Origin of the sequence: Fibrobacter sp. UWB13 (genome assembly GCF_900177805.1) — a bacterium.
In the GTDB taxonomy this organism is placed as follows: domain Bacteria; phylum Fibrobacterota; class Fibrobacteria; order Fibrobacterales; family Fibrobacteraceae; genus Fibrobacter.
Window position 1 is genome coordinate 1,044,213 of sequence record NZ_FXAX01000001.1, and the last position, 26,251, is coordinate 1,070,463.

General features: G+C 47.0%; 19 protein-coding genes and 1 tRNA gene. 10 read left to right on the top strand and 10 right to left on the bottom strand.

Features of this window, described 5'->3' with window-relative positions; all coding sequences use genetic code 11:
- Positions 1-211: 211 nt before the first annotated feature.
- Entirely contained in the window at positions 212-1,174 is a 963-nt protein-coding gene (locus B9Y77_RS04440; protein WP_085490616.1) for a PD-(D/E)XK nuclease family transposase, read from the bottom strand.
- Between the two features lie 198 nt (positions 1,175-1,372).
- Here B9Y77_RS04440 and ruvA point away from each other — a divergent pair, with 198 nt between their 5' ends.
- Complete coding sequence (ruvA, locus tag B9Y77_RS04445) at positions 1,373-1,981, top strand: Holliday junction branch migration protein RuvA (protein ID WP_085490617.1); 609 nt, start codon at positions 1,373-1,375, stop codon at positions 1,979-1,981.
- 74 nt (positions 1,982-2,055) lie between these two features.
- Positions 2,056-3,093 (top strand): Holliday junction branch migration DNA helicase RuvB, encoded by a 1,038-nt coding sequence (gene ruvB / locus B9Y77_RS04450; protein ID WP_085490618.1) that lies wholly within the window; start codon positions 2,056-2,058, stop codon positions 3,091-3,093.
- Positions 3,094-3,262: 169 nt separating this feature from the next.
- On the opposite strand, the gene B9Y77_RS04455 is transcribed toward ruvB, so the two are convergent.
- Entirely contained in the window at positions 3,263-4,714 is a 1,452-nt protein-coding gene (locus B9Y77_RS04455) for a BamA/TamA family outer membrane protein (RefSeq protein WP_254899917.1), read from the bottom strand.
- Positions 4,715-4,743: 29 nt separating this feature from the next.
- On the opposite strand from B9Y77_RS04455, the gene B9Y77_RS04460 reads away from it, so the two are divergent.
- From B9Y77_RS04460 to B9Y77_RS04485, 6 genes are all read left to right on the top strand, one after another.
- Positions 4,744-7,176 (top strand): MMPL family transporter, encoded by a 2,433-nt coding sequence (locus tag B9Y77_RS04460; RefSeq protein ID WP_085490620.1) that lies wholly within the window; start codon positions 4,744-4,746, stop codon positions 7,174-7,176.
- On the top strand, positions 7,160-8,350 hold the full coding sequence (locus B9Y77_RS04465) for a pyridoxal phosphate-dependent aminotransferase (RefSeq protein ID WP_085490621.1): 1,191 nt from the start codon (positions 7,160-7,162) through the stop codon (positions 8,348-8,350). The genes B9Y77_RS04460 and B9Y77_RS04465 overlap by 17 nt, the downstream gene beginning before the upstream one ends.
- 12 nt (positions 8,351-8,362) lie before the next feature.
- Positions 8,363-10,441: an ATP-binding cassette domain-containing protein gene (locus tag B9Y77_RS04470; protein WP_085490622.1), complete on the top strand. Its 2,079-nt coding sequence runs from the start codon at positions 8,363-8,365 to the stop codon at positions 10,439-10,441.
- Positions 10,438-11,943 carry a serine/threonine-protein kinase gene (locus tag B9Y77_RS04475; RefSeq protein WP_085490623.1) on the top strand — a complete coding sequence of 502 codons (1,506 nt, stop codon included), beginning with the start codon at positions 10,438-10,440 and terminating at the stop codon, positions 11,941-11,943. Before B9Y77_RS04470 ends, B9Y77_RS04475 begins: the two co-directional genes overlap by 4 nt.
- A gap of 50 nt (positions 11,944-11,993) precedes the next feature.
- Positions 11,994-12,410: a YraN family protein gene (locus B9Y77_RS04480; protein ID WP_085490624.1), complete on the top strand. Its 417-nt coding sequence runs from the start codon at positions 11,994-11,996 to the stop codon at positions 12,408-12,410.
- 100 nt (positions 12,411-12,510) lie between these two features.
- A complete protein-coding gene (locus B9Y77_RS04485; RefSeq protein WP_085490625.1) occupies positions 12,511-13,098 on the top strand; it encodes an L-threonylcarbamoyladenylate synthase in 588 nt (195 codons plus the stop codon).
- Positions 13,099-13,203: 105 nt separating this feature from the next.
- Here the strand turns inward: B9Y77_RS04485 and B9Y77_RS04490 are convergent.
- From B9Y77_RS04490 to B9Y77_RS04520, 7 genes are all read right to left on the bottom strand, one after another.
- Positions 13,204-13,276 (bottom strand) — tRNA-Arg (locus B9Y77_RS04490).
- Between the two features lie 142 nt (positions 13,277-13,418).
- Entirely contained in the window at positions 13,419-15,758 is a 2,340-nt protein-coding gene (locus tag B9Y77_RS04495) for an MAC/perforin domain-containing protein (protein WP_085490626.1), read from the bottom strand.
- A 440-nt stretch (positions 15,759-16,198) separates the two neighbouring features.
- Positions 16,199-18,406, bottom strand: a complete 2,208-nt coding sequence (locus B9Y77_RS04500; RefSeq protein WP_254899986.1) for an HD-GYP domain-containing protein — start codon at positions 18,404-18,406, stop codon at positions 16,199-16,201.
- Positions 18,407-18,692: 286 nt separating this feature from the next.
- The gene (locus B9Y77_RS04505; protein WP_085490628.1) at positions 18,693-19,247 is read right to left on the bottom strand and encodes a DUF1353 domain-containing protein; all 555 of its coding nucleotides are present in this window, start codon (positions 19,245-19,247) and stop codon (positions 18,693-18,695) included.
- A 62-nt stretch (positions 19,248-19,309) separates the two neighbouring features.
- Positions 19,310-21,328 (bottom strand): hypothetical protein, encoded by a 2,019-nt coding sequence (locus B9Y77_RS04510; RefSeq protein ID WP_085490629.1) that lies wholly within the window; start codon positions 21,326-21,328, stop codon positions 19,310-19,312.
- A 59-nt stretch (positions 21,329-21,387) separates the two neighbouring features.
- On the bottom strand, positions 21,388-22,119 hold the full coding sequence (locus B9Y77_RS04515; RefSeq protein ID WP_085490630.1) for a hypothetical protein: 732 nt from the start codon (positions 22,117-22,119) through the stop codon (positions 21,388-21,390).
- A 327-nt stretch (positions 22,120-22,446) separates the two neighbouring features.
- Positions 22,447-22,716, bottom strand: coding sequence for a hypothetical protein (locus B9Y77_RS04520; protein WP_139829259.1), 270 nt, complete (start codon positions 22,714-22,716; stop codon positions 22,447-22,449).
- Between the two features lie 18 nt (positions 22,717-22,734).
- Between B9Y77_RS04520 and B9Y77_RS04525 the strand changes: the two genes are divergently transcribed.
- Together B9Y77_RS04525 and B9Y77_RS04530 are read left to right on the top strand one after the other, a co-directional pair.
- On the top strand, positions 22,735-24,075 hold the full coding sequence (locus B9Y77_RS04525; RefSeq protein ID WP_085490632.1) for a LuxR C-terminal-related transcriptional regulator: 1,341 nt from the start codon (positions 22,735-22,737) through the stop codon (positions 24,073-24,075).
- A gap of 88 nt (positions 24,076-24,163) precedes the next feature.
- Entirely contained in the window at positions 24,164-24,718 is a 555-nt protein-coding gene (locus B9Y77_RS04530; protein ID WP_085491445.1) for a hypothetical protein, read from the top strand.
- Between the two features lie 143 nt (positions 24,719-24,861).
- Here the strand turns inward: B9Y77_RS04530 and B9Y77_RS04535 are convergent, their stop codons facing one another.
- The gene (locus B9Y77_RS04535; RefSeq protein ID WP_085490633.1) at positions 24,862-26,190 is read right to left on the bottom strand and encodes a TldD/PmbA family protein; all 1,329 of its coding nucleotides are present in this window, start codon (positions 26,188-26,190) and stop codon (positions 24,862-24,864) included.
- Positions 26,191-26,251: the final 61 nt, after the last annotated feature.

Consider the following 26,251-nt stretch of genomic DNA (forward strand, 5'->3'; position numbering starts at 1 on the left):
TTCTTTTTTTCGATTAAGAATATATCTATTCTATATGAACGGCGCAAGTGATTGGAGTTTTCAAAGCAAAAGCAGAACGGGTAGAGATTCCCTACCAAACGCTTTTAAACTCAATCGTGAAGCGTTACACCGAGAGTATGCTAGACAAAAAAACGATTTAAATTTTCAGCTCCTGCAAATTTGCAGGAGCATTTTTTAGGAAGATTTTTAGCTACTTCAGGGCAAAACCCTCAGAGATAATATCTTCCGGAACGCCCTTAGAACGGAAATACTCAGCCCTCTTGGAATCACGAGCATCACTTTTTTCGCGTTCCTGCTGGGCACCCTTTTCCATACCACTCGCAAGGCCCCGAGCTTCGCCCTTAAGGAAGGCTTCGGCTTCAAGAGCTTCGTATTCATGATGGTCAAACATGTTAGCCTCCAATGCTTTCAAAAGTTCAGGTTTCATGCGGCTTACGCGCAAACGTTCACGAGCATTCACGAAAATTGGGTCTTCCGTTTCCGGAACCTGAAGCGGACCTCGAGAAATAAGACGGAGCCAAAAATCCTCGCGGGTTTTCACGCCCTTACGCAAACGCAAAAAATTGGGCAAGTCCACTACAATATACCTATTTTTCCGAGAAATAGGAAGTGCGTTCCCCGACTTGACCTCATATTCGCTATAAGTGGTCCAAACGTCCTTATAGATGTCCTTTGATTGAAGAATCGAACTATTGCAGAGCCAAATAGATACTGTTTCTGGAAGCTCATAATAGCGATACTTACGATCCTCTTCCGACAGTCCTTGAAAATACGGCGAACGATTATATTCATACTTGCCACGCAGCGTGAGGTACGAATTATAGAGTTGCATGCGGTCAAAGAAGAACGAGTGCACCTTATTCTGCATTTCAATATTAAGATACCGATTGTCCTTGGTATGTACCCAGACATCAAGACGCGCAGGGTCATTTTCCGGCATAAAGATGTCAATGGGCTTCTCGAATTCGTATTCGAGATCAACAATTTCATGGTCATGATCCAGCTGAAGTAAGCTATTAAGGACATCACGAATAGTATCCTTGTCATCCATTAAAATACGGAAGATTGCCGCGTATTTAGGCAGCAAGAATTCCTCGCCTTGTTCGTTCCTGACTATGTATTTTTTAGTCGATTGATTAGCGTTATTAGACATGTATTTTCCCTTTTTGTTAAGATATTGCACCCGCCCCTATTACTTAACACGCTTTTTTGCGGAATTTATTCCGCTAAACTTTTGTAAAAAATTTCAAACCCCTAAAATACAAGGCTTGCCAAAGTTTTCTCTTGACACGCGTACAAAAATAGTGTATATTCGTGCAGTAGCACAAAAGTGCATATTTTTGGAGATTTTATGATTGAGCGGATTCGAGGCGTTTTGGTGCAGAAATCCCCCACGTTTGTGGTTGTGGAGTGCGCGGGTGTCGGTTACGGCATCAATATTTCGGCTTTTACGGCGGGCAAGCTGCCCGAAGAAGGTGCCGAAGTCACGCTGCATACAAATCTTGTGGTGCGCGAAGATTCCATGACGCTTTTCGGATTTGCGGACACGACCGAAAAGAACCTGTTTTTGATGCTTTTGGAGGTCAACGGGGTCGGTCCGAAGCTTGCTCAGCGGATTCTGAGCGGGAGCACGCCTGCGGACTTGCTGAACATGATTGCAAGCGACAACAAGGCTTCTCTTGGAAAGATCAAGGGGCTCGGCAAAAAGACTTGCGAACAGATGACGCTTACGCTTAAGGAAAAAGCGGCGAACATGCTGCAGGCGCTCGGCGATGTCGAGGGCAGCGGGATTACAAGTGTCGGGGCGCTGACGGGAGCAAAGCTCGAGGCTGTTTTGGCACTGCATACGCTCGGGGTGAAGGATCCGGCGGCGGAAAAGGCTGTTGTAAAGGCGGTCGAGGTTCTTGGGGACGGGGCGGATGCCGCAGCCCTCATACCGGAGGCTTTAAAGTATTTATAAATTGGCGACCCCAAAACAAAAAAGCCTCCAATACAATAACTATTGACTACTGACCAATGACTAAGAACTAAAATATGGAAGATCAGCGTATTATTTCACCGCAGAAGTGTTCTTTTGACGAGGGCGATACAGACCGCAACTTGCGACCGCCTAGTTTGAGCGAATTTACAGGGCAAGACGACATCAAGGAAAGCCTTTCGATTGCGATTGAAGCCGCGAAACAGCGCGGCGATGCGCTCGACCACTGTTTGTTTGCAGGCCCTCCGGGACTCGGAAAGACGACTCTTTCGAGCATTATCGCTAAAGAAATGGGAGTAAACATCCACATTACAAGCGGTCCCGTGCTCGAGAAGGCAAGCGACCTTGCGGGGCTCCTCACGAGCCTGCAAGAGAACGACATTTTGTTCATCGACGAAATCCACCGATTAAACCGCGTGGTCGAGGAGTACCTCTACCCCGCCATGGAAGATTTTCGCCTCGACATTATGTTGGATTCTGGGCCTGCGGCAAGGAGCGTGAATCTCCCGCTCAAGCATTTTACGCTTGTGGGTGCGACCACTCGCAGCGGGCTTTTGACCGGACCGCTCCGTGACCGCTTCGGGTTGCAGTACCGCCTGGAGCTGTACAACGAAAAGGACATCGTCAAGATTCTCATGCGTAGCGCTCGCATTTTAGGCGTTGAGCTCTCGGAAGAGGCGGCCAAGATTCTCGGCGGACGCTGCCGCGGGACGCCACGTGTGGCAAACCGTGTACTCAGGCGTTGTCGAGACGTGGCTCAAGTGCGCGGAACAGGCGTGATTGACGAACGCGCCGCACTCAAGACGCTCGAAATGCTCGGAATCGATAGCGAAGGGCTGGACCCGACCGACCGCAAGATTCTCGCGATGATGATCGACAAGTTCAACGGAGGTCCGGTCGGTCTCGGGACGATCAGTGCTGCCATGGGTGAAGAGCCGGACACGCTCGAAGAGGTCTACGAGCCATACTTGATCCAAAAGGGGCTTATTTCCAGGACGCCGCGCGGACGCATCGCAACGCCAAACGCGTACAGGATGCTGCACAAGACAATACCAAAATCGCTGATGAGCGAGCAGATGGAATTGCTTCTGTAAAAAATCACTGGATCCTTCGACTACGCACCTACGGTGCTTCGCTCAGGATGACGAGAGGGAGGTGCCCGCTCGGTGGCGGGCATGACAGTGTTGCGATTCGAGAAAGGCGATGCCGGCACAGTGGTCGGCATGACAGCATTACGGCTCGGTGGCCGGCATGACAGCGTCATTAACGGAATTCTGGGGCGATGGTGAAAATAAGGCTGATGCCGTGCCAGCTATGGAAGGCAAACTGCAAGCGGAGCAAGAACATATCGGGCTTACGCACGCGGACACCAAAACCCCACGAGTTGTAGAGATGGTCCTTTGACCAGCTATTCACCTTATCGCTAATCATTGCATATTCGTCGAACACAACGCCATCCACCAAGCGGTCCACCGGCCAACGGTATTCCGCCGAAAATCCCATCAAGAACGGAGCCACCCACGCGTTCGTGTAACCACGCAGGGGGAACCTTGCATTCAATGCCGGGAAAGCCGAATACGGCGCGCCGCCCTTTTCCATTTCCCAAACGCCCTGGAAACGGAACTGGAATGCAAAAACACGGCGTTCAAAAAGTGTTTCCACTAGATTTTCTGGGCGCCACACACGAAGCGCTTCGCTCCACGAGAAATCTGTATAGAATTTTCTCGTTTTGCGGCCTTCTTTTGCCGTAAGCACATACTTATCCGCACTTCCGATGAAGAAATAGATTTGATAAAAGGCGTCGATACTGATAAAGTCATGGTTTTTGCCACCATCCTTTAAACCGCCCTCACGTTTCAGACCTACCAACGCAAGGTCATCGGAATTAATCCCCTCGTACTCACTTACAGCCACATAAGACGCTCTCAAGCTAAAACGTTGACCTCTCGACGGCGCATACGGGAAATCTAGGTTATCATAAACGAGGTTCATGAAAATCGGAAATTCATAGTGGGTCTGGTACAAGCCGCGGTCTTCTATCCGGTATTTTGGGTCATCGAGCACGGAGTCCTTTGTATCCGTAAAATCCGCCCAATGGTAATAGAGTTCGCCTCCAAAGCTAAAGTTCCAATTTCGCGATTCCGTCAACGGAAAACCCAATTGCACGCCCCAATTCAGAGTCGTATCCGCCTGCTTGAACGATTCCTTTGTCATCGGCAGAACAAATCCATTATCACGGTCCATATAGAGGTTCAAATTCGTCGCTCCGTACAATTTTTTCCCGAAAAGGGACTGCTTTGAATAGCGCAATTTGACATCGACGTCGCTATTGGCGTAAAAATGCTCCTCAATAACGGTATAGTCGCTCTGCAAAAACAGGTTCCGGTGGCGGTAGCACACGCCAATCATCGTGGAGCTCCCCGGTTTCAGGTTAAACACCGGGTAAATGAGGATATTGCGCTTGCTTCCGAACGTGATAAGCTCCACCGCCTTGTCGGCAACGCCATTGTCAATCGCATAAAGCATCGGAGCCGCAATCGGGTAAACGAGCGAGCTAAAAAACGGCTGGATGACATGGACGAAGGGCCAAGAAATGATCTCGAAGAACGACGAAGAACTCGAAGAAGTGTCCTGCACCGCTTCGCTAGACTCATTTGCACGCGCAGGCAAACACAGCACGCCCACAAGTACCAGTAATGTTACCAAACGAATCATTTCCACCCTAATATATAGTTATATTGAGTATGATGTTTTCACTTTTTGCAAAAATTATCAAAAAATTAGCGACTTACCCAAAGATTATCCTTACGGTGTTCCTTGCGGTAGGCATCTTGAGCATTTACCCCATCATGCACTTGCGCTGGGATTTGCAGCTGCAAGACACGATTACGAGTGCGCGTGAACCGAGCAACGTCCAGAAGATTGAAGACGAATTTGGTGGGCTCGGGAGCCTCATCGTCATTTTGCAATCGGCGGATTCGAGCGCGAACTATCGCATCGCCAAAGACCTCGCACAAAAGATGCAGACGAGTCCGGCGGTCCATTTTGCGGACTTCGAGACCGACATCGATTATTACAAAAAGAACAAATTCTTGTACGCCAGTGAAAACGATATTGACATCATGGTGCATCGTATCGAGCAGCTCAAGCACGACTACATCATGAAGAACAACCCGCTGTTCATCGACCTCAAGAGCGCGATTGATTCCATCACGCAGACGACTTCGGAACAGCGCGAACAGCTTTTGAGCGACCTCGAAAAGAAGTACTTTGACAAGCTCGCCGTGAGCCATTCCAACAAGACCGGGACCATCCGCATTGTCGAGATTTACCCGACGCATTCCATCTCGGATTTGCAGGCGAATCGTAACCTGTTCTATGAAGTTACCGAGCAATTGAAAAACGAAAAAACGCCCAGCGATTTCCAGGTGCATTACGCGGGCAAAGTCTACGAATCTATCCAGACCGGCAAGCGACTTTTGCCCGAAGCGAAGATGGTGGGCTACGTCACGGCGGGGCTGATCATTCTGCTTTTGATTCTCAACTTCTTTAGGCAGCCGCAATTGATTTTTATTTCGGCACTGCCGATTGCAACGCCGATTGTCACGACGATGGCGTGTTCGTACTTGTTCTACGGGCGCATCAACCTGTTTACGCTTTTGCTTGCAATTGTGCTTCCGGGGCAAGCGCTGCAGATTATCAACCACGTTCTGAACAGATACTTCTTGGAACGCGAACAGAACTTGAGTCCGCAACTTTGCATTGAAAGTGCGCTGCTCGGCATTGGTCCCTCCACCGCTGTTTCAACTTTTGCATTTGCCACGTTGTTCGCTAGCCTCATCTTGATTCCGCTGCCGGGACTCCAGGAACTCGGCGTGCTCGGATCGACGGGCTGCATTTTGAACTGGGCGATTACGCTGCTTTTCTCGACCGCACTTTTGCAGGTGGCACAGCGCAAAAAACCGTTTTCCATCAGGCATTCGCAAATCCATCCTGAATGCAAAATTTCGATGCTTTCGAACCGTCTGAACTGGACGATTTTCTCGATTATCATCGCGGCAAGTCTTGTCGGACTTTACATCGGCGGCACACGCTTGCACATCCGCAACGACTTTTCGGCAACAGAAATCAACTACAAGGACGCGACGATTGATTCCCTGATTGCAGAGACGGGATTCATGAACAAGACACCGGTCATCGTGATGCTCCCGGAAAGTGCCGAAAGCGAGAATCTGCTGGAAGAATTCACCAAGCTTAAGAACGATGGTGAACTTTCGACCGTCAATTCACTGTTTACGCTCGCGCAGTTCTCCCCCAACTTGCAGCAGAAGAAAATGGAAAAGCTCCGCCAGTTGCATAGCTTGGTCACAAAGGAATTCCGTGAAGCGCTCTCCAAGAGCGAACTTGAAAATCTTGAGAAGGTGGAACAAGCTCTAGAATTTGACGAAACGGATGATTTTGAACCGCCCGAGTACATCGCCAAAAAGTTCCGCGACAAGCACGGCAAGCAAGGGCGTTTTGCGTTCATCTTTACCGACATCAAGGAAAACTATGGTAGTGAATGCGTCAAGCTGTACAAAGAACTTCACCAGATTGAAGGAATCGATAGCGGAAAATACTTGGTGGCGGGCATACCGATTACACGCGCTATTTTCTTGGACAGGATTACAAATAACTTTAGTAGGCCCTTGCAAGTGGGCGGTATTTTGATATTCCTGTTTATCCTCGTTTATTACAACCGCTTTAGCCGTGCGTTGTTTACGGCGCTCCCGGCCGTATTTGCGGCGTGCTGGTTCGTAGCGTCGCTCAACGCGTTTGACGTACAAATTTCGGCATACAGCGCCCTCGCCTTCCCTATCTTGCTTGGCACAAGCATCGATGGTTCCCTCCAGTTCTTCACGGCTTATTATGAGAAGCAAAAAGGAACGGCGCTCACCATTCTTAGGGACAAGTTCTTTACGATTTTCCTCTCGCAGATGGCTGCGTTTATCGGTACTTACGGCATGCTTGTTTCGTCCCACCCGGGGTTGCGTAGCATGGGTTATGTCTCGTTGACAGGCCTTATCTGCATATTCATTTCTCAATTCACCATCTTCCCCCTCATCGCAGGATCGCTCGACCAATACCGTCTGAGACAGAAAAGGAAAAAGGAAGCTAAAAATGAAAACGCTTTCTGATAGAACGCAAAATATTGCAGCATCGCTCACCGTCGCCATCGACACGATGGCAAAACAGATGATCGCAGACGGCAAGGACGTCGTGAGTCTCGGCGCAGGCGAACCCGACTTTGGAACGCCCACTCCCATTCAAGATGCGGCTATCGAGGCAATCCGCGCAGGCAAGACGCGCTATACCGCACCCGTCGGGATTTTGGACGTGCGTAAGGCAGTCGCCAAAAAACTGGAAGACGAAAACGGGCTCCATTACGACGCATCGCAAATCATCATGACTAGCGGTGCAAAGCACGCTGTGTTCAACGCACTCGCCGCCTTGATTAACCCTGGCGACGAAGTGATTATCCCCGCCCCGTACTGGGTCACGTACCCGGAACTTGTGAAGTGGCTCGGCGGTACGCCGGTGTTTGTTGAAGCCGGCATTGAAAAGAACTTCAAGATTGATGCCGAAGATTTGCGCAAGGCTTGCACGCCGCGCACGAAGGCAATTCTCTTGAACAACCCGTGCAACCCTACTGGCGCCGTTTACAGCAAGAGCGAACTTGAAGCACTCGCCAAAGAAATTGTCGCACAGGACATCTACTGCATCTCGGACGAAGTTTATGAATACTTTGTCTACGATACAGAATTTACAAGTGCCGCGGTATTCCCCGGCATGGCAGAACGTACAATTGTGATTAACGGTTTCTCGAAATCGCATTGCATGACCGGCTGGAGAATCGGTTACGATGCTGCCCCCGCTCCTATTGCAAAGATCATCGGCAAAATCCAAGGGCAGGCCACGCACCATCCGAGCAATGTCGCACAGTACGCCGCCCTCGGCGCACTCAACATGGACAAGAGCAATGTACACGCCATGCAGGCAGCCTTCCGCAAGCGCAGGGCTTACATGCTCGAACGCACTTCGTTCCTCTCGACCAAGCCGCGCGCCCCCGAAGGTGCATTCTACCTGTTTGCACCGGTGAGCGATTACTACGGCAAAAAGACTCCGGACGGCAAGGTGATTGCAGGCTCGATTGATTTTTGCAGCGCACTTTTGGAAAGCAAGGGACTTGCGATTGTGCCGGGAGCCGCCTTTGGCGACGACACATGCGTTCGATTCTCGTACGCCGCAAGCGACGAAAATCTCGCGAAGGCTTGCGACCGCTTTGAAGCGTTCGTGAAAGAATTACAATAACGGACAAACGCGATGTTTCCATTCCGCCTCGTCAATCCAGACCCATCGAAACCGTTTACCATCGGGCGCAAATCGGATAACGTTTTGCAATTCGACAACCTGATGGTTTCGAGGTATCATGCGGTTCTGAATTTTACGGACGGCAAATGGATTTTGCAAAGCTTGACCCAGAACAGCATCACGATGCTGAACGGGAAAGACGTGACGACCGCCGTTTTGAATGATGGCGACGTGATTCTCATTGGGCCAAGGCAGTTGCGAGCAACGCTCCGTGGCGCAGATTTGACGCTTTTGATTATGGAGCGAGAAGCGGAAAGCGATATGCAGACCGTAACGCTCACGACGGAATGGAGAGAAGTCGAGATTCCGGGAATCGGGAAAGCGAAGTGCCGCAGGATTGTGAGCCGAGATGCGCGCAGTTCTGGAAGTGCCGAGATTAAATTCGCGAAAGCGATTGTGGACGAGGGCGGCAAGCGCACACGCACGATTTCGATTGCAAGCGGTGACGCCTGTCGATTTGAATCGGCTGTGGTCGGGTTCCGCAATAACGATTTGCTGATTGAAGCGCAAAATTCGGGCTTTGATGTTTTTGCGCAAAATGTGAATGTTTTTGCTGGTAAAAAGCAATTACTGAAAGGGATTGATTTCGAGCTCCCCGCAGGTGAAATTCTTGCGATTATCGGGCGTTCCGGTCAAGGTAAATCTTCACTCCTGAAGATGATTCAAGGCATCAACAGTTGCGACAAGCAAAGCATTGTGCGCATTGGCGGTGTCGATTATCGCAAAAACGAGATTCGCAGGCGCATTGCAATATTGCCGCAAGACCCGCCGCTCCGCCCGGAGCTGACCGTCGAGGAAACCATCCTCGACGGTGCGCGTTCGTCGATGGACGTGCGGAACTTCAAGCAAGATGCACTCGCGCGACTCGAAAAGTTCTGCGAACTTTTCGGGCTGAGCGGACGCAAGCATAACCTCGTGAAGACGCTCAGCGGCGGCGAAATGCGCCGCGTCGCGCTCGCACGCGAGCTCATGGGCAATCCGGGCCTCGTGATTCTCGACGAACCGCTCTCGGGTCTTGACCCGTACAATTCGAGAATCCTTTGTACGCACTTGAAGCAGCTAGCGTTCCTCGGTCATACGATTATCCTCACGACTCACAGCTACGAAGCGTTGCAGATTGCAAATAAAGTTCTCGTACTGCACCTGGGCGAAGAAGCATTCTTCGGTACCGTTCAAGCAGCATACACGCACTTCAATACGAACGACCCGCAAGCGCTCCTCACGAGCATCACACAAAGCAAGGCAGCGGAATTTCACGAGAACTACAAGCACGAGCAAAAAGTGCGCGACAGCAAGTATTACTTTGAACGCACGAAGCTCCCCCGCAATTTTGCCTACACCGTACGCCTTACCGCCAAGCAGTGGTTCCGCGACAAGGGCCGCATTGCCGCACTTTTTGTGCAGCCTGCGATTATCGGATTTTTGCTTTCGCAGATTTTTTCCGATCAAAGTTCGCTTTGGACCGTCGCCTTCGCGATTATTCTTTGTGCGAACTGGTTTGCGCTCTCGCTTTCCATCCGTGAAATCGTGCAAGAGAAAGACATTCTCCGCGACAAGTTCCGCCGAGGCGTTTCGGCACTTTCGACGCTGACTGCAAAATGCACGCTCCCCATCATTTTCACAATGATGCAGACGGCAATCGTCTATGCGTTTATCAGTAGCCGCATTACCCCCACCCCCAAAATTACACTTATCGCCTGCGTTTTCGCCTGCATCGCCGTCCCCGCAACCACCGTCGGGCTTTTCACGAGTACGCTCGCCAAGAACACGAGCCAGGCAAATGCCTTCTTGCCGCTCCTCATCATCCCGCAAGTCGCCCTCGCCGGAGCCCTCGTGCCACTCGACCAAATGCAGCCCATTGGCCGCGCGCTTTCGAGCGTCATCTGGTCGCGCTACAACCAAGCTTCGCTCCTCAACATTTTGCTGGAACGAAAAGACGACATTTTCAACGCGATTTTCGCCATCGCCATCGCGCTTAGTTTCTATATTGTAACTGCAATTTTACTACACAAATTAAAGAAGCCAAGATGATACGTCCAGAACAACCGCTAAATTTTCCGTACCCCTTTAACGAAAACTACGAACTATTGGGAACGCTCGGCAAAGGTGGAATGGGCTATGTCTACAAGGCTCTCGATAAAAGGCTAAACCGCGAAGTAGCCTTCAAGATTCTCGACTCGACCTCCGATGTCGAAGCTATCAAGCGTTTTTATCTCGAAGCGCAGGCCATGAAGGAACTCGACCACCAGAACATTGTTCACGTGTTCGACTTTGGACAGCAAGGGAACCAGCTTTTTATCTCGATGACTTACGTGCAAGGTATTTCACTTGCCGAAATTTTGCAGAACAAGAGCAAGCTTTCGTTCGAGGCGATTGAAGTCATCATCAAGCAAATTGCACGCGGATTACTTTATGCGCACAGCAAGGGCATTGTCCACCGCGACGTGAAGCCCTCGAACATCATGCTCACGCGCGACAACCGCGTCTACATCATGGACTTTGGCATTTCGTACATCCAGGAGATGGAAAAGGAACGCCTCACCCGCACCGGCATGACGATGGGTACGCCCGAATACATGTCGCCCGAACAGTGCCACGGTGACGAAGTCACGCTCCAGTCCGACATTTACAGCATGGGCGTGATCCTTTACGAAATGACTTGCGGACGTTTGCCCTTCGAAGGCAGCCGCCCTGTGGAAATTGCGCTCAAGCACGTGCAGGAACCGCCTCCGGCTCCGGAACTTTTCCGCGAAGATATCCCGGACGGACTTTCGGCGCTGATCCTCAAGTGCCTCAAGAAAAAGCTGAACGAACGCTTCCACGACATGCAGGAATTCTTGGACGAATGCGACCAGGTGTTCCCGCAGCACGACACGCCTTATCAGAATTCTTCTGTCGGACGAAAGACCGGCAGCCACCGCAGCGTGCCTTCCATTGCAGAAGCAGCCAAGCGATTCAGCAGCAACCTTACTCCGCACAAACTCATCATTGTCGCGTTCTCGGTGTTGTTCCCGCTCATCGTAATTTTGCTCATGCTCCTCATGTTCACGCACAAGCCGCAGAATATGTTGCACGAAATCGAGTGGAACGAGGTCATCGCAAACTACGAAACGAGAGCGATCGAGCCTGAGATGAAAAAGGGTTACCCGATCGAAAACTTGACCGACGGCGACCTCACCACGGCATGGCTCAACAAGATGCCGCTCAAGCCGCTGAACCCGGTGCTCGCCATGTACTTCGACCAGAACACGCTCATCACGAACATCGGCATTGCCGTTGGCTACCAGAAGTCCGTGGATGACGCATTCGGTGACCGCTTCCGCATTTTCAAGAAACCGCGCACGCTCACCATCGAGACGAAGGATGGGTTCAAACAACGTGTTAAGCTTGAGAACATCAAGGGGATGCAGTACCCGAACATTCAGGCGGTTGAAACGACGGAGCTCAGGTTCTACCTCGAAGATGTGCACGAAGCCGACAACGACGACTACGCTATTTCGGAAATTCGCCTGCTTGGGATGGAAGTGAAATAGAGACGAGAGAACGGCTCAGAGAGCCTACAGACGAAAGACGAGAGGGGATAATGCAAAAAAAGGTTGTGCAAAGAACATGCAACCGCGCTAAAGGAAATTTTATCGAGTCGCAGGCGGTGGCGTTCTTGATGCGCAAAGGCTACCAAGTTGTCGCTCGTAATTACGCTTACCATGGCGGAGAGCTCGACATTGTCGCCCGCGATAACGGAACGCTCGTTTTTGTTGAAGTCAAGTCTGTTTGGAACAACCAGGAAGGGAATCCCGCTGCCCGCGTGAACAGTCTCAAGCAAAAGAAGATTTGGCAAACCGCTTGCCATTTTTTATCAACGCAAAAAACAATCGCGCCCAAAGGTTTCGACACGCCGTGCCGTTTCGACGTTCTGAGCACCCGCGCCTACCAGGAACCGCTCCAGTTCGCGCACTTTAAAAACGCCTTTGAAGCAAGCGAAGTCCTCCCGAGGATTTGATGATAGCATCATCGCGATTAACGCGATTTTCGTCACAGCTTTTTCCCGACTTTTTTTGTATATTATTCCCTCAAAAAACGAGAAATACAGATAGAATAATATGCGACTCGAAGTACATCCAGAAAATCCGCAGACCCGCATCGTGAAGCAGGCAGCCGAAATCCTCGAAGACGACGGACTAGTCCTCTACCCTACTGAATCCGGCTACGCCATCGGCTGCAACGCCGAATCTTCCAAGGCCATCCACAAGCTTTACGCCCTCAAGAAGCCCATGAAAAAATTCTTCATGGCGCTCATCGTCCCAGACATTCGCTTTGCCACCGGCTACGCCCACGTGAGCAACTTCGCGTTCAACATCATCAAGCAGCGCGTGCCCGGTCCGTACACGTTCATCCTCCCCGCCGACCCGCACATTGCGCGCAAGCTCGACGTGAAGCGCCCGGAAATCGGCATCCGCATTCCAACGCACCCGTTTTTCAAGGAACTGTTCCAGCATTTTGACAAGCCCATCTTGAGCACTGCCGCCAAGCTCAGCGACAAAGACATCTACGAGACGGACGAGCTCTGGAAAACGTTCCAGCACTCCGTGAACATGATGGTCGACTGTGGCAATATCGAAATCAACCCGACAAACGTCGTGAGCCTCGTCGGTGACTGCGTGGACGTAATCCGCGGGGAACTGGTTTAAAAAATTGCAAGGGAGATGCCCGCTTTCGTCGACTTCGCTCAGAACAGGCTCTGGCGGGCATGACAAAATATGAGAAAAGGACCGCGCGAAGCGGCCCTTTTGCTATACCCGGTTCGCGAGTCGAACGCGAGTTTAATCCTTAGGAGGGACTCGTTCTATCCATCTGAACTAACCAGGCGAGTAAGCGGGTGTGAATATAGAAAAAATTTCAGGATTCATCAAGCGGAATAGGCCAAAGCCAATGTTCCCAAGACAAAATGCAGAAAAGGGCAGACTTTCGTCCACCCTTTTTTTCACTTTCAAAAGGAAGATGCTTTCGATTAATAATAGAGGTACGGAATTTTAAGCACGCACTTAACTCCTATGTTACCATAATCATTACCGGAATCATCAAGCTTGACATACACACGAGAAGTATCTGTGTCAATGAATTGGCAACCTGCTTTTTTAATAACATCGGTCACATCGATATAATCATGATACTTTCCTTTATAAGTTCCGTATACATCGTCACGAATGTACGTTGTACCATTAATAACAGGCTGATTTGCAGCTTGATAAATATAATGACGAGGAACTTCTATTTTTTTTCGAAGTTGGATTACGCTCCGCCCTGCACCCTTACCACCTTCGTATACAGTGAGAGTCAACGCAACAATAAACGAACCATCATCAAAATTAACAGGTTCTACACCTATTTGCCATCCAGTTATTTTCTTCTTTTGCGTGCATATATCCCCATCACAAGAGCCACCATTCAATTTGTCATAATTCACGCAATCATTCCCCCCCCTGTATTCAGTGAATGGCAAATACATAGTGCTATACTTACGATCTGCAAAAGTAGTGCCATTTTCCGCATAATACTTAATAATAGCACTCTTTACCATAGAAGCTGTTAAACGATGACCAACAGGAATAATTTCATGAAGCGGAATAATTGTTCCAGGAACAAAATCGGAGAAAATAGGTTTAGTGCAAGAATTCAACCATCTTTCATACTTGCTTTCATTACTAGGATCTGTAGTATACAAATTTCCGTAGTTAATATTACCACCAACAACTTTAACTTCAACCTTAGAATTTTCTGTTTCAATGTTAGAAGTTGTGGTAGAAGTTTCTTCCATCAACACAGAGCATGCGCCACCCGTTCCTCTAGGAGCATCACCGGTTTTATCACTAGCCGGTTTTGCCGTTGTTTTCGTAGAACTATTTTTTTCTTTGTCTATTGCAACAGTCAACTCCTTGATTAACTGTGCGTTTGATGAGTTTATAACTTTTTCCTGTAATTTTTGGAGATATGTTTTTTCTGGAGTTGATTTTTTCTGCGAAGGCAATCCCGTTGTGCTAAATTCGAAACTCGTAGATGTCGAAAAACTTTTAGTCGTTGTTTCTTTAGAAACGGAACGGTCATACATGTAACTATAATCTGCACGATAACCCATATAGACACCCATCAATACATGGGTACCATATTCTCTGACAAGATTATCCGCAGTATAGCCAACACGATCCAATTTCTGTAAAAAACTAGGGCTAAGGAACGCCGATACCACAGCAGAATCTTTATAACCTTCAATTCTATACATATACTGGTGCATAGAATTACGAGAAGTCTTGAATGCACAAGTCCTTGTTTCACTAGTATTCTTTTTAGATGTAACCGACGTTTGATGACTCAACGATGCGCCAAAAGCACTTGCAGAAGCCTTAACTTCAAGTTTCTTAGAAATATCAGAGGTATATTCTTCAAAAGTTTTACCTTCTTCAACTACTGAACTAGCTTCATCAACCTCAACTTCATTAATTCTTCTGTATGCATTTAATGCTTTAACATCCATAATCGGCTCTTTGCAACCACCGGGACAAGCATATTCACCCACACACATGTCGTAGCCATGTCCAAGGGTATCCATCACACCATCCGATATTTTAGAAAGTACATCATTCGAACCATACGATTTAGGCAAAGTTCCTACAGATGCAGCCTGATCATCAACAACCGTAACAGTAGTTTCCGAGCCAGAGATTTGTAACGGAATGCTTAAGAAGCCCTTAATACCCATATTTCCGGCCTTTGTAAGTTCACTACCGGTATCATCTATTTTAACTAACAATTCACCATAATCATTTTCTAAAGGAATCCATGATTGATGTTTTTTCGTGGGAGTATAACCACCATACCATGCGGGATCCAGCTTTGAGTTTGGACTAATACTGAGCCAGCCATGTCTTTTATCTTTCGTATTGTAGTAATCCGTATAAAAAGCTTCTGGGCAAGCAACCAGACTAGCAGTCTCTACTGTAGTGATTGTAGAACTGCCTTCTTTACGAGATAAATTTTTATTAAAACGTGAAATATCAATGTCTTTTGTTGCAGTAAAATAAAGACAATCACTTTTTTTACCAGGCTTTTTAAAATAGCTTGATTCCCAAACTTGATACCTTATAGTCAATCTAAGCAAACTAGTACTGATCTGAGACATATTAGCTGTTGCACTGAAGATAACCTTGCCGCCATCACCAGTATTAATATCTCCATCACCCAAACTGTAGTTGTACTTATAAACCTTAGCATTCCCCTCATTGCCTTTAAATTCAAAGGGTTCGGACAATGTGATTCTATTTTGATATTTTCTTGTTGTTGTCTTTATACTCATTTTTTTACCATGGACCTTATTTTATAAACAACTATCCAACAACGGCAATCGGTCCTTTAATTGCCATTTTGATATAGTTCCTTCTTTTATTCGATTTTGGAATAAAATTTCTATAGCAAACTTACAACAAAAAGAATACAAAGAAAAAAAGTAAAAAAAACAATACAAAAAAAATTGTATTAATACGTCTCATCAACACCAATTAACATATAAAGTAAGTATAATATTTCAAATTAGGGCAAATTAAACAATAAAATTTAAAATAAAATAAAAACAGTATATTTTATTTAAAATATAAACATTCATCATATACGTGATATTGATATCTATTTTTTACACACTTAAAAAACAAACACCCAAAACATAAGCCTAGTCCCGCAAGGGGCTAGGCTTTCTAGATTCCAAGATGGAGATGCCCGCTCGGTGGCGAGCATGACATTCTATACAGGTTTCGCGGCACCCGGCGCGGCATTCTCCGTTGCTTTTTCAGCCGCATTCCCAGTATTCCCCACGACATTCCCAGCTGCATTTTCAGCAGCCTCGCCCGCTTCAGGCGCGAGCTTTGTGCGGGCATCGTACAGGCTCTTGGAAATATGCGTAAACGCTTCGACAATGACGGGGTCAAAGTGTTTGCCAGCCCCTTCGGTGATAATGGCCATAGCCTTTTCGTACGGGAATCCCTTCTTGTACACACGTTCGGCGATGAGGGCGTCGAACACGTCTGCAACGGCCATGATTCGCGCGGAGAGCGGGATTTCCTCGCCTTTGAGGTGTTCGGGGTAGCCCGAGCCGTCCCATTTTTCGTGATGGTAGCTTGCCATTTCGATAGATTCGTTGAGGTAGCCCGCATCGAACGTGTCGCCTGCATCGTGCACAATCTTCTTGAGGATTCGCCCACCTTCTGTCGTGTGGCTCTTCATGATGGCAAATTCTTCGTCGGTGAGTTTTCCATTCTTGTTCAGAATCAAGTCCGAGACCGCGATTTTACCGATATCGTGGAGCGGAGCTGCCTGCTTGAGTTTACTGATGTAGCCATCATTCAACACACCCTTGAACTTGCCTTCGGATCGCAATTCCTTTGCAATCGCTTCAACGTATTCAGCGGTCTTTTTGATGTGGTCGCCAGTGTTCTTGTCGCGAGCTTCAACGAGTTCTGCGAATTCCGTAATCATCACGTTCTGCATTTTCTGGATTCTAAGAACCTGATCGCGCACCTGTTCAATAAAGCGCTGGGTGTCCTTGGTCATCGAATTGAAATGGTCGTACAATTGGCCGATTTCATCACTTGTATTAATCTTGAGGTCATTCACATACGCAACAGCATTTTGAATCAGCGAAAGATCGAGCTTGCCCATTTCAAACGCCATCGCCGTACGCATCGTAGCCCCAGAAATTTTCATAGCAGCATGAGACATTTTGTTCACGGGCACAACAAAGCCATACTTCATCACTTCAATAATCACCATCATGATAATCAGCGAAAGACCAAAGAAGAGCGACAGAAGCTTGATAAAGAACACGGCCTCGTCGCGAACAATGGATTCCATGGAGATATCGGCAGCCACATAGGCAACCGTCTTCCCCTCCGCATTTTTAATCGGTCTGTAAACCGTGAGGAGCCAGCCAAACTGGTCATCCGAAATAATCGGCTCGATTTCTTCGCCAGCCAAAAGCTTCGGCAAATAGGGTTCAAAAGACGGGTCAAATTCCACCAAGGAACCCGGAGCACTGCCCGGCACACCATCCGTATCTAGGTCAAACACCACATGGCATCCATCCGGCAAAATTTTGTACACATACACGTACTTTGTCTGCGGGAAACTTTCACGGATGCCACCAAGAACATCACGAGTATGCGCATAGCCCTCGACTCCATACCCCTGCGCTACATAATTGTCCACCTTTTCAGCATCAATTGCTATAGAGGCAGCTTCGGTCACGCCCCTTGCAATACTAACAAAGTTATTCACACAATTATCACGATACAAATAGAAGCCGATCATGCTCGCAAGCCCTCCCAAAAGGACTTCCGCGATAATCACCATGATTACAACCTTGTTCAGCAAGGATTTTTTTTTCGAAGAAAAAACCTTTTCGGGACCTTTATGATGGAACAACTGAACATCTTTAAGTTCATCCTTGATGTTCTTTGGGATAAAACGGAAAATGAGAGCAGACAAAAGAACAATGGCACTCTTGTCAAAAATGTCAATCACGATATCGGCAACAAACTGTGAATAAAAACGATTCCAGTGCAAAACATCATGGAACGCAATAGCAAACGGCGCAGAGATGCCCTCGCCAAAATTGAACCCATACAAAGCGTAAGTAAAGATAGAGCCAATGCCGCCACCAATCAACGCAAAAAGCAAGATGACTATAAGGAGTTTCCAAATCGTATGGAAGAATCCACGACGGAAAAGGAAAGTCGCAAGCATCGCTATCAAGACGCTCAAGACGCCGTAATACATCGCGACCGGTTCAGCAATCCCGTTGATAGCATTCACACTAAAGCCGACGATAACCGCAGGCAAGTAACCGCCGAGCATAGCCGTAAGCACGGTGCCCAGGCAGTCCAAAAACAAGGGGATTCCAAAGAAAATAGCAAGCTTGGCAGGGATGACGTTCAGAAGCAAGCCCACGAGCATCAACAAAAGGATATTCCTCGACCGCGAGAAAAAGCCCTCGACGGAAGCCCATATCGCTTTCAGTTTTAATTTTAATTTCAAAACATACTTTCTCATACCCAAAATTCTTCCTTTTAACTTACATAAAATAAATAAAAAAACAGGCCACTATCACGAGCTTGCAATAAAAAAACATCATATAAAAGGAGATGCCCGCTCGGTTTATTTACCGGGCGGGCACTCTAGACTTAACCGGGTCCTTCACTTTCGTTCAGGACGACGAAAAACGTTCGGGATGACGAGATGTTTAGCGGTATTCGAACTTGGCCTTAAACAAGTGTTTGCAATCGTTGGAGTCATTGCCCCAGTGGTCCGAAGAGCCAGCAAAAACGTGGATGCCAAGGTCTGCAGCACCTGCCACCAGACGGCTCATGCCAGCGATACGCCAGATGCCACGGAGAACATCGTCGCATTCTTCACGAGTGAGGTCTGCCCCATCGATAACGCCCTTGCACATGTACAAGCCATCGTGGATAAACGGAGCCGAATTGTAGACATCGTTACCGGCCTTGATATCTGGGACAACAAACTGGGCAAAAGACGGAGCCGAAGCGCCATCGGACATAAAGCCACGCTTGAACAGGCAAGTCAGCAAAAAGTCGCGAGTCTTACCATCAGCCTTGGTGTAGCGCGTGCCCTTGACATAAACGTAACGGTCGAGCTTGAAGAAATACATTTTGCCGTTGCCATCGAACATGAGCGGGAAATCGATCGTGACATCGTCCACGGTAATGGAATTACGTTGTTTTTCGAGATAAGTTCGACTCTTTACCTTGTCGATATACATTTTTAAGTTAGCCATAAACTCCTTCACGGTGCAACGCTATTGTGCACACGAAGTAAAAGATATAAAATTTATCGGGATTACATTTTCTTTTTGCGCACCATGACCACAACAATCGCTACACTAGCAACTAATAATACACATGCAACAAAGCAGACAAAGCGGATTCCCCAACGATGCATACAGACGAAGGAGGCAATTTTTCCTTGGCGCGAGCCATCACCATTTTCATTTTCGAAATACTTGAGCATGCATGCACCGAGATTTCCTCCTACAACACAAGAATCCTTTGCAGAGATATCCGTGGCGTAAGGACCTACACCGAAGTTGTAATACGAGTCGTTATAATACAAGGCATCGTTACTAAACTTATCCCATCCAACATTATCAAACCAAACGACAGGAACCAAAGAATTTAACACATTGCGACGATCAAGACCGTCCAACTGCAAACTCATATCATTCAAGAGAATCTGTTTATTCCGAGACACAGGTTCGTCCAGCACAACGTACAAGTAATTTTTAGTTTCATTTTTTTCAGATTTGAGCAGATTCAAGAAATTATTGTAACTATAAATTCCGCTAGACAAAACCTGCACCACAGTATCAGCAATCAACTGATGATTATCTACAGATAAATCGAATTGATTCATCATCAAATTTACATAAACAGACTCGTTTTTCTCAGCAAGCTTATTTTTCAATTCACCAAAGAAATTATTAAACTTCGATGTGCTACTACTATCCTTCGGGAAATTTTTAAAGAATAAAGTTACACCATCACCACGATTTTCCAATTCATCGGTATTGAATGTAACCGCGTTTACGAAACGCTGGAAAGATGAATTAATTTTCTTGTTTAAAAGTTCATCAATTTCACCAGTAAGTTTAGCAAAGAACGATTCTAAGCTAACATTTTTCCAATCATCTTTAAGAACAACCCAATCTAGCTTTACATTATGGCGATGAGCTTCATTGACAAATTCATAATTATCTTTTTCGTCAAAATGCGTCAGCGCAGATTTTCCTGAAGGCGTCACAAGAGAGCCGTTATTATCAGCCTTCAGACCATAATAAGCAAGTCGAGTAATCCCTTCAAAGTCCACCCATTTAGTTGTATCACCAGCATACCAGTACGGATAAAAACCTACGATTTCGCCATTCAATTCCTCTTTATGGCTAGCTCCACTAAATTTGCCGTTTAAAATTATCGAAGCATCATCATTGTTGTACACCTTATCAAGCGAAAAGTCTACGACTTCCTTAAAGTAAAGAGAATAAAGAGAATCAAGCCTATCGAAAGATTTTTTCCAAAGATCATCCGAGCAGATTCGGCCACTATATCTATCAATAAATCTCTTTTCACGATTAACATCAGAAGCTATTATTTTCCCCACATTGCTATATATCTGACGCATGTTGCATTTTTTCTCCATACATGCGCCATAATCTTTTTCTTTTTTGCATTTTTCGCTCTGAACATTTCTTATGGAATCTACAAGGTTCTTTCTCTTCTCAGAAAAAAAAGACTCGAGAGTGGAATTTACATACTCGTCTAAATCATTTACTTTTCCGCTACAAAGATTAAAACTCGATGCCAAGAGATTTTTGAAGTATCGATGAAGCTGTATTGAATCCAAAAATGCAGTTTCCTGCATCTGTTTTACAAAATCATACGCTTGTTGAGAAAACACCATCTGGTTTGTAGCATCATCAACGATATACCATTTCAACGAATCGATAGAGTTATCATCCAAAAAGGCCTGCATATTGAGCATTCCCATCACGTCTGTAACGGTATCCTCTCGGATCGTCCACGAAGTCTGAATGAAGTTATTTACAATTTTCTGATGCTGAGGATAAGCCTTAAACCTTTCGTTGATTTTTTCGGCCATTTGCGAGCGACTTTCATACTTAAAAGCCTTCTGCTGATTAAGCGTATCAAACACCGCAGCGGTATCTTTCAGCAAATCCTGTTCTGCATACTTTTCCACTTTTTCGGGAGAAATCGTGTAGTAACCCATTCGCGATTCATTTGCAAACGACAAAACAGAAGCAAGTCCTAAAACAAGACTCGCAAAGAAATACTTCATTTTCATGGGATTTCCCTTCCTATCAAAAATACGAACATACTAAATATAGTATTTCTCAAACAAAATCACGGATTTACAAAGCATTCAGCGACAATCGCCCTTGAGCCATCATCGAGGCTTGCCTTGGCAATCGATTTGGCACTTGCATTTGGGAGGCTTTTCACAAGGACTTTCGATGTTGCAGAATCGAGCAACTGGAATCGTGGAGGCGCCCCGCTTACAATCGGGATTTCCGTCCGCGACACATATAGCGATAGACGCGGGGACTTTTCCACACAATCGAACTGTACAGGATGTTCGCCGTTCAGCGAATCGTTTATTTGCAAGTCACGCTCGGCAAAACTGCCCGAGACGCAGTAACACCACCTCAATTTCTTTGTTGGAACTTTCACGGTGCAGGTCAACATTTTGCGGGGAGTCAAATGGAGTTCGAGTGCAAAAATAACGCCAAACATTCGTTGCAATTCGGGCATGGAATCCTTCTTGCGCCCTTCAAAACACGTTCCATTTCCAGAAACCACGGCTACCGGAAACTCGTCATGCGCAATGCAATCGAAGTTCGTCACGTTCCAGACTTCGGCAATGGAGGCCTTGACGTAAAAGAAAAGCGTCGTCTCTTGCGAAAAAGCAGCTGCAGGCGCCATTATACGAACTTTTCCGTCGTATATACGGCACAAGGCTTCTTCCCTTTTTAAGATTTCAGCGGTCTCGGGAGAAGCGAGAACCTTAAAGCCACAAGAACTCCCATTATAATATTCGTGACAAAGCGATACATCTACAATTCTTGCGTATTCCACTAAACAACCTCCTTTCTCGGCATAAGAGATTGTCGCATGCAGATTTTACGACACAATCCAAAACTGCCAAGAGCATGCTTCTTTGGCATAAATTTCAACACCTCAAACATTTTTAGCATCCCTTACATTTTATACAAATTCCCTTATGTATTATAAGTTTATCTGCATCACATACACCCATCGCCGCAATATAATTATATGTACAGCGTTTTGTAAATTGTAAAATTTATTTTTCTAGTTTTCAGTTTTTTTTAAAGACAAAATATTGTAATCGAGCAGACAAGCTAGAAGAAATTTATCACAAAACGAAGTTTAGAACAACATTTTTCACAAAAAGACAAATTTAAGTAAACAAAAGTTTTCAAACAGCCATAAAAAGAACATATTCAAAGGCAAAACAGGCCTCATAAAAATCCAAAAAGTATAGCTAAATACTATACGTATCATGTTATGATACAGCCCTATAATACAATTTGAAGCAAAAACCGCCCAAAACGGCTCAAAAACGCGTTTTTTTAAGCCTAAAGCGCCATCTTTACCTTTTTGTAACAAAAATAACACATTAATTACAGCATATTCCATAATAATAGAACCCACATTTATTAAATTATAGCCATGTTTGAGCAAAATAAGCAATCTGAGTTAACATCCCGCCAAAAAGAGATATTGTCTCTACTACGCAAGGGACTCACCAATAACGAAATTTGTAAGACTTTGAATATTTCGGCGAATACCGTCAAAGCGCACCTCGCCAACATCTATAAAATTCTCGAAGTTACAAATAGAACTGAGGCCGTTTCTACAAAAGCCGACGAAAAAAATTTTAGCGACGATATCAAAAAAGACCTCAACATCATTTTTCTCAAGAAAAACGACATTTCTGCGTTTCCAAAAGCCAACGGGCTTTACTACGCGCTCGTAGAATCGCTCCATCAGTACCATATTTTTCGCATTTCAGACACGGCCGAAGCAACCGTAGAACCCGCATTTTCCATTGATGTTTCCGCCGCCGAAGACAAAGACGAAGCTTTATTCTTATCTATCAGAATTGGCTCGACACACGAAATACTTTGGACAACCTCTGTCAAAATCAGCTCAGACAACATTCTAGAGATTGCCCAGAAAGCGGCAATGCTTTTGTTCCGACACATCGTGCTTGCGACGGCCAATATAAAGTATACTCCCCAAAGTCCCATTCCCTATTGGTGGTACGCGACCGCGCATTGCAACATCAAGTTCGAAAACCGCAGCAAGGAAACATTCAACTACTGCAAGGACATGCTCACGCCTCTTGCCACTGGCGAAATCTACAGCGAACAGGCGGCATACACGCTCGCGCTGGTCTACTATATTGCGATTCTTGACAACTGGGGCAATTCCGCCGCCTACACAAAGCAGCTCGCCGAGATCGCCCGCAAGACCATGTTCAACGCCCCCTACTCCATCTATTCCCAGATGGTCATGGCGTTCTACAACATCGTTATCGGCAACAAGAGCGAAGCAATTGCTTATTTCAAGCAGGTCATCGAGGCAAACCCGCAGACGATCATCGCACGTACCATCCTTATCCAGATTTACATGCTGATTGGCCAGAACGAAAACGCGTTGAACCTCATCAACGAATGCGAGCGCCTGATTCCAGCAACTGCGGCACAAACCTCCATCAAGCAAGGCAAAGCGTTCATCCTGCTTTTACAGGGCAAGTACGAGGAATGCATCAACCTTGCAAACCAGATTTTGCTTTACACCCCCAAAGCGACCGTTTTGCGCCTGTTTATCATTTTCTGCAACAATAAACTGGGTAAAAAGGTCGAAAGCGAAGTTCAAATCAAGGAACTCTACGAGCAACACCCGGATTTTGACAAGCCGTACCTCGAACAAATCCTGAAAGGGGTCAATCCGCAGATACAAAAGCTGTTCATGGACAACCTCCAGAACCTTTTTGTGCAAAAATAACCCATAAAACTACCCAAATGGGCTATTGCAATATAACCCATGGGGAATATATCTTTGGTCTATGCTTTTCACGGAGTGCAGGACCAAAATGACGATAATAGACAAAATTATCGAAATAATCGATAAACCGCAGGCGGCAAGGCTTTTATGCCCATATTCCGGCCTCGTCTTTTTGGCCATGGTCCTCATTTACAAGGACGTCTCCGGCATAAACCTCCGGCAAGCGACAGTCATCAAGCTTTTAAGGGCTGCCGCCTCCGAATTAAAGGCAACCAAGCTAAAAAGCAAGCTCAAAGTAGCGGTTTTACCGCAAAATTCGCCAAAGCGTTCGGTGACATTGCTAGACCTCTACGCAGAACACGCTGCCGAATACAATTTCAAGACATCGCGTTTTGCGACAGGAAGCGACGAACCGGTAATGGAGCCTGTTCCAGAACTTCTCAAAAATCTCATCGACAAGGGTAACGCAAACCACGTGGGTTTAGTCAAGGGGAATGCCTTGAGCCACGCCATCGAAGAATTTTTGAAGGCGATGATGATCGCCTGCGGGATTATTGTCAAGGATATCAAGGACTTGATTGAAAACGCGAAAAGGCAGCAAGCCTCGTTTGTCATCCCAGACGAGCTAAGCCTGCAAGCGTAAAAAAGATTGACACCTCAAACATAGTGCTGCAAGGACCTGAATTTGGCCACCTCCGGATTCTCGACCTTGCAGCATTTCTGTATATAGAAAAGGCAGGCAAAAGCCTGCCATATTCATCAAGATGCCAGCCGAAGAGCCGAGCCTTAAGCACTCACGCTGAGTTCGCTCAAAGCGAGGGCGGGCACCTTGTAGCTTGCAAACGGGTCGCGGTATTCGTTACCGACCGCCACGATGTTCTTGAGAATGTCGAAGAAATTACCGCTGAGCGTGACGCCATCCACCGGATGCTGGATAACACCATTCTCGCACCAGAAGCCGTGCGCCCCGATACTGAGTTCGCCACTCACGGAACTGCAACCGGAATTGCCTTCCAGGCGTACGATAAGCAGGCACTTCGGGAAGAGCTTGAGGAGTTCCATCGCGGTCATGCTTCCAGGCGGCACGAGCAAGTTATAGAAGCTCGTCGACATTTTGCTGCCAAAGCCACGGTCACCATTGCCGGTCGTTTCGCGGCCTGCCTTTGCAGCCGTTTCGAGGTTGTAAAGTGCAGAATTGAACACGCCATTTTCGATGACCTTCACGCGCTTGGTAGGGCAACCTTCGGAATCAAAATAGCTCTTGTGTTCGAACATTTCGCCGGTCGGATCGTTCCACATCGAGAACACATCGCTGGCAATCTTTTCGCCTTCCTTACCGTCGAGGCGAGACTGTCCCTTCTGCATGGCTTCGGCAAAGAACGGACGAGTGTACATGCCGATGAAGCGAGAAGAAACGCGTTCCGAAAGGATCACCGGAATCTTGCCGCTTTCGATTTTTTTTGCGCCAAAGAGTTCCGTCGCATATTCGGCGGTCTTGCTTGCGATTTCATCGACAGAGAATTCGTTCCAGTTGCGACCGTTCTTGACAAAGTTGCCAAGTTTCTTGACGCCATCGCGGCTTGCGACAGCTCCTGCACCCGCAGAAGCGCAGTTCGAACGGGCTTCGTAGAAAAGTCCCGTATTGTTTGCGACAATGGAATAGTCATGCTCGATGTCGCCACCGAGGTACGGGATGTTCTCGATTTCTTTGGACTTTGCGAATGTAGCCTTTTCGAGCTCGATGCAGAAGTCCTTCACCGTTGCAAGGTCGAGCGATTCGAGCGCCGGGTTGTAGTTCGGTTCGCCCTTCGGGAGTTCAATAGCCTGCGGAAGCGTAATGTCGATTTTTTCGGTCCACTGCGTGTGGCAAAGAGCATCCTTGAGCGTCTGGCGCAAGGCTTCGTCGGTGAGGCGTTCCGTATGGGCGTAACCCGGACGACCGTCCTTGATGACGCGGACCCCGAGACCTACAGAATCCGAAATTTCAGTACTCTGGACCTGCCCCTGGAAGACGGACAAGCCTTCGGAATGGGTGTTAGAAGCGATAACATCGAACTGTTCGGCTTCGCCCTTGGCGAGGTCACACATGAAAGAAACGGCATCTTTAATATTCATATCGCAAGTATAATAATTATATAGTCAGGCAAAACTACTCTAATTTGTCATGCCCGCCTCC

Bases quoted from the DNA above. Each gene is read 5' to 3' on its own strand.
- B9Y77_RS04535 (WP_085490633.1), bottom strand. From the start codon at position 26,190: ATGAATATTAAAGATGCCGTTTCTTTCATGTGTGACCTCGCCAAGGGC.
- ruvB (WP_085490618.1), top strand. From the start codon at position 2,056: ATGGAAGATCAGCGTATTATTTCACCGCAGAAGTGTTCTTTTGACGAG.
- B9Y77_RS04475 (WP_085490623.1), top strand. From the start codon at position 10,438: ATGATACGTCCAGAACAACCGCTAAATTTTCCGTACCCCTTTAACGAA.
- B9Y77_RS04465 (WP_085490621.1), top strand. From the start codon at position 7,160: ATGAAAACGCTTTCTGATAGAACGCAAAATATTGCAGCATCGCTCACC.
- B9Y77_RS04485 (WP_085490625.1), top strand. From the start codon at position 12,511: ATGCGACTCGAAGTACATCCAGAAAATCCGCAGACCCGCATCGTGAAG.
- B9Y77_RS04510 (WP_085490629.1), bottom strand. From the start codon at position 21,328: ATGAAAATGAAGTATTTCTTTGCGAGTCTTGTTTTAGGACTTGCTTCT.
- B9Y77_RS04470 (WP_085490622.1), top strand. From the start codon at position 8,363: ATGTTTCCATTCCGCCTCGTCAATCCAGACCCATCGAAACCGTTTACC.
- B9Y77_RS04440 (WP_085490616.1), bottom strand. From the start codon at position 1,174: ATGTCTAATAACGCTAATCAATCGACTAAAAAATACATAGTCAGGAAC.
- B9Y77_RS04480 (WP_085490624.1), top strand. From the start codon at position 11,994: ATGCAAAAAAAGGTTGTGCAAAGAACATGCAACCGCGCTAAAGGAAAT.
- B9Y77_RS04460 (WP_085490620.1), top strand. From the start codon at position 4,744: ATGATGTTTTCACTTTTTGCAAAAATTATCAAAAAATTAGCGACTTAC.
- B9Y77_RS04500 (WP_254899986.1), bottom strand. From the start codon at position 18,406: ATGCTCGTGGGCTTGCTTCTGAACGTCATCCCTGCCAAGCTTGCTATT.
- B9Y77_RS04455 (WP_254899917.1), bottom strand. From the start codon at position 4,714: ATGATTCGTTTGGTAACATTACTGGTACTTGTGGGCGTGCTGTGTTTG.
- B9Y77_RS04495 (WP_085490626.1), bottom strand. From the start codon at position 15,758: ATGAGTATAAAGACAACAACAAGAAAATATCAAAATAGAATCACATTG.
- B9Y77_RS04525 (WP_085490632.1), top strand. From the start codon at position 22,735: ATGTTTGAGCAAAATAAGCAATCTGAGTTAACATCCCGCCAAAAAGAG.
- B9Y77_RS04505 (WP_085490628.1), bottom strand. From the start codon at position 19,247: ATGGCTAACTTAAAAATGTATATCGACAAGGTAAAGAGTCGAACTTAT.
- B9Y77_RS04530 (WP_085491445.1), top strand. From the start codon at position 24,164: ATGACGATAATAGACAAAATTATCGAAATAATCGATAAACCGCAGGCG.
- ruvA (WP_085490617.1), top strand. From the start codon at position 1,373: ATGATTGAGCGGATTCGAGGCGTTTTGGTGCAGAAATCCCCCACGTTT.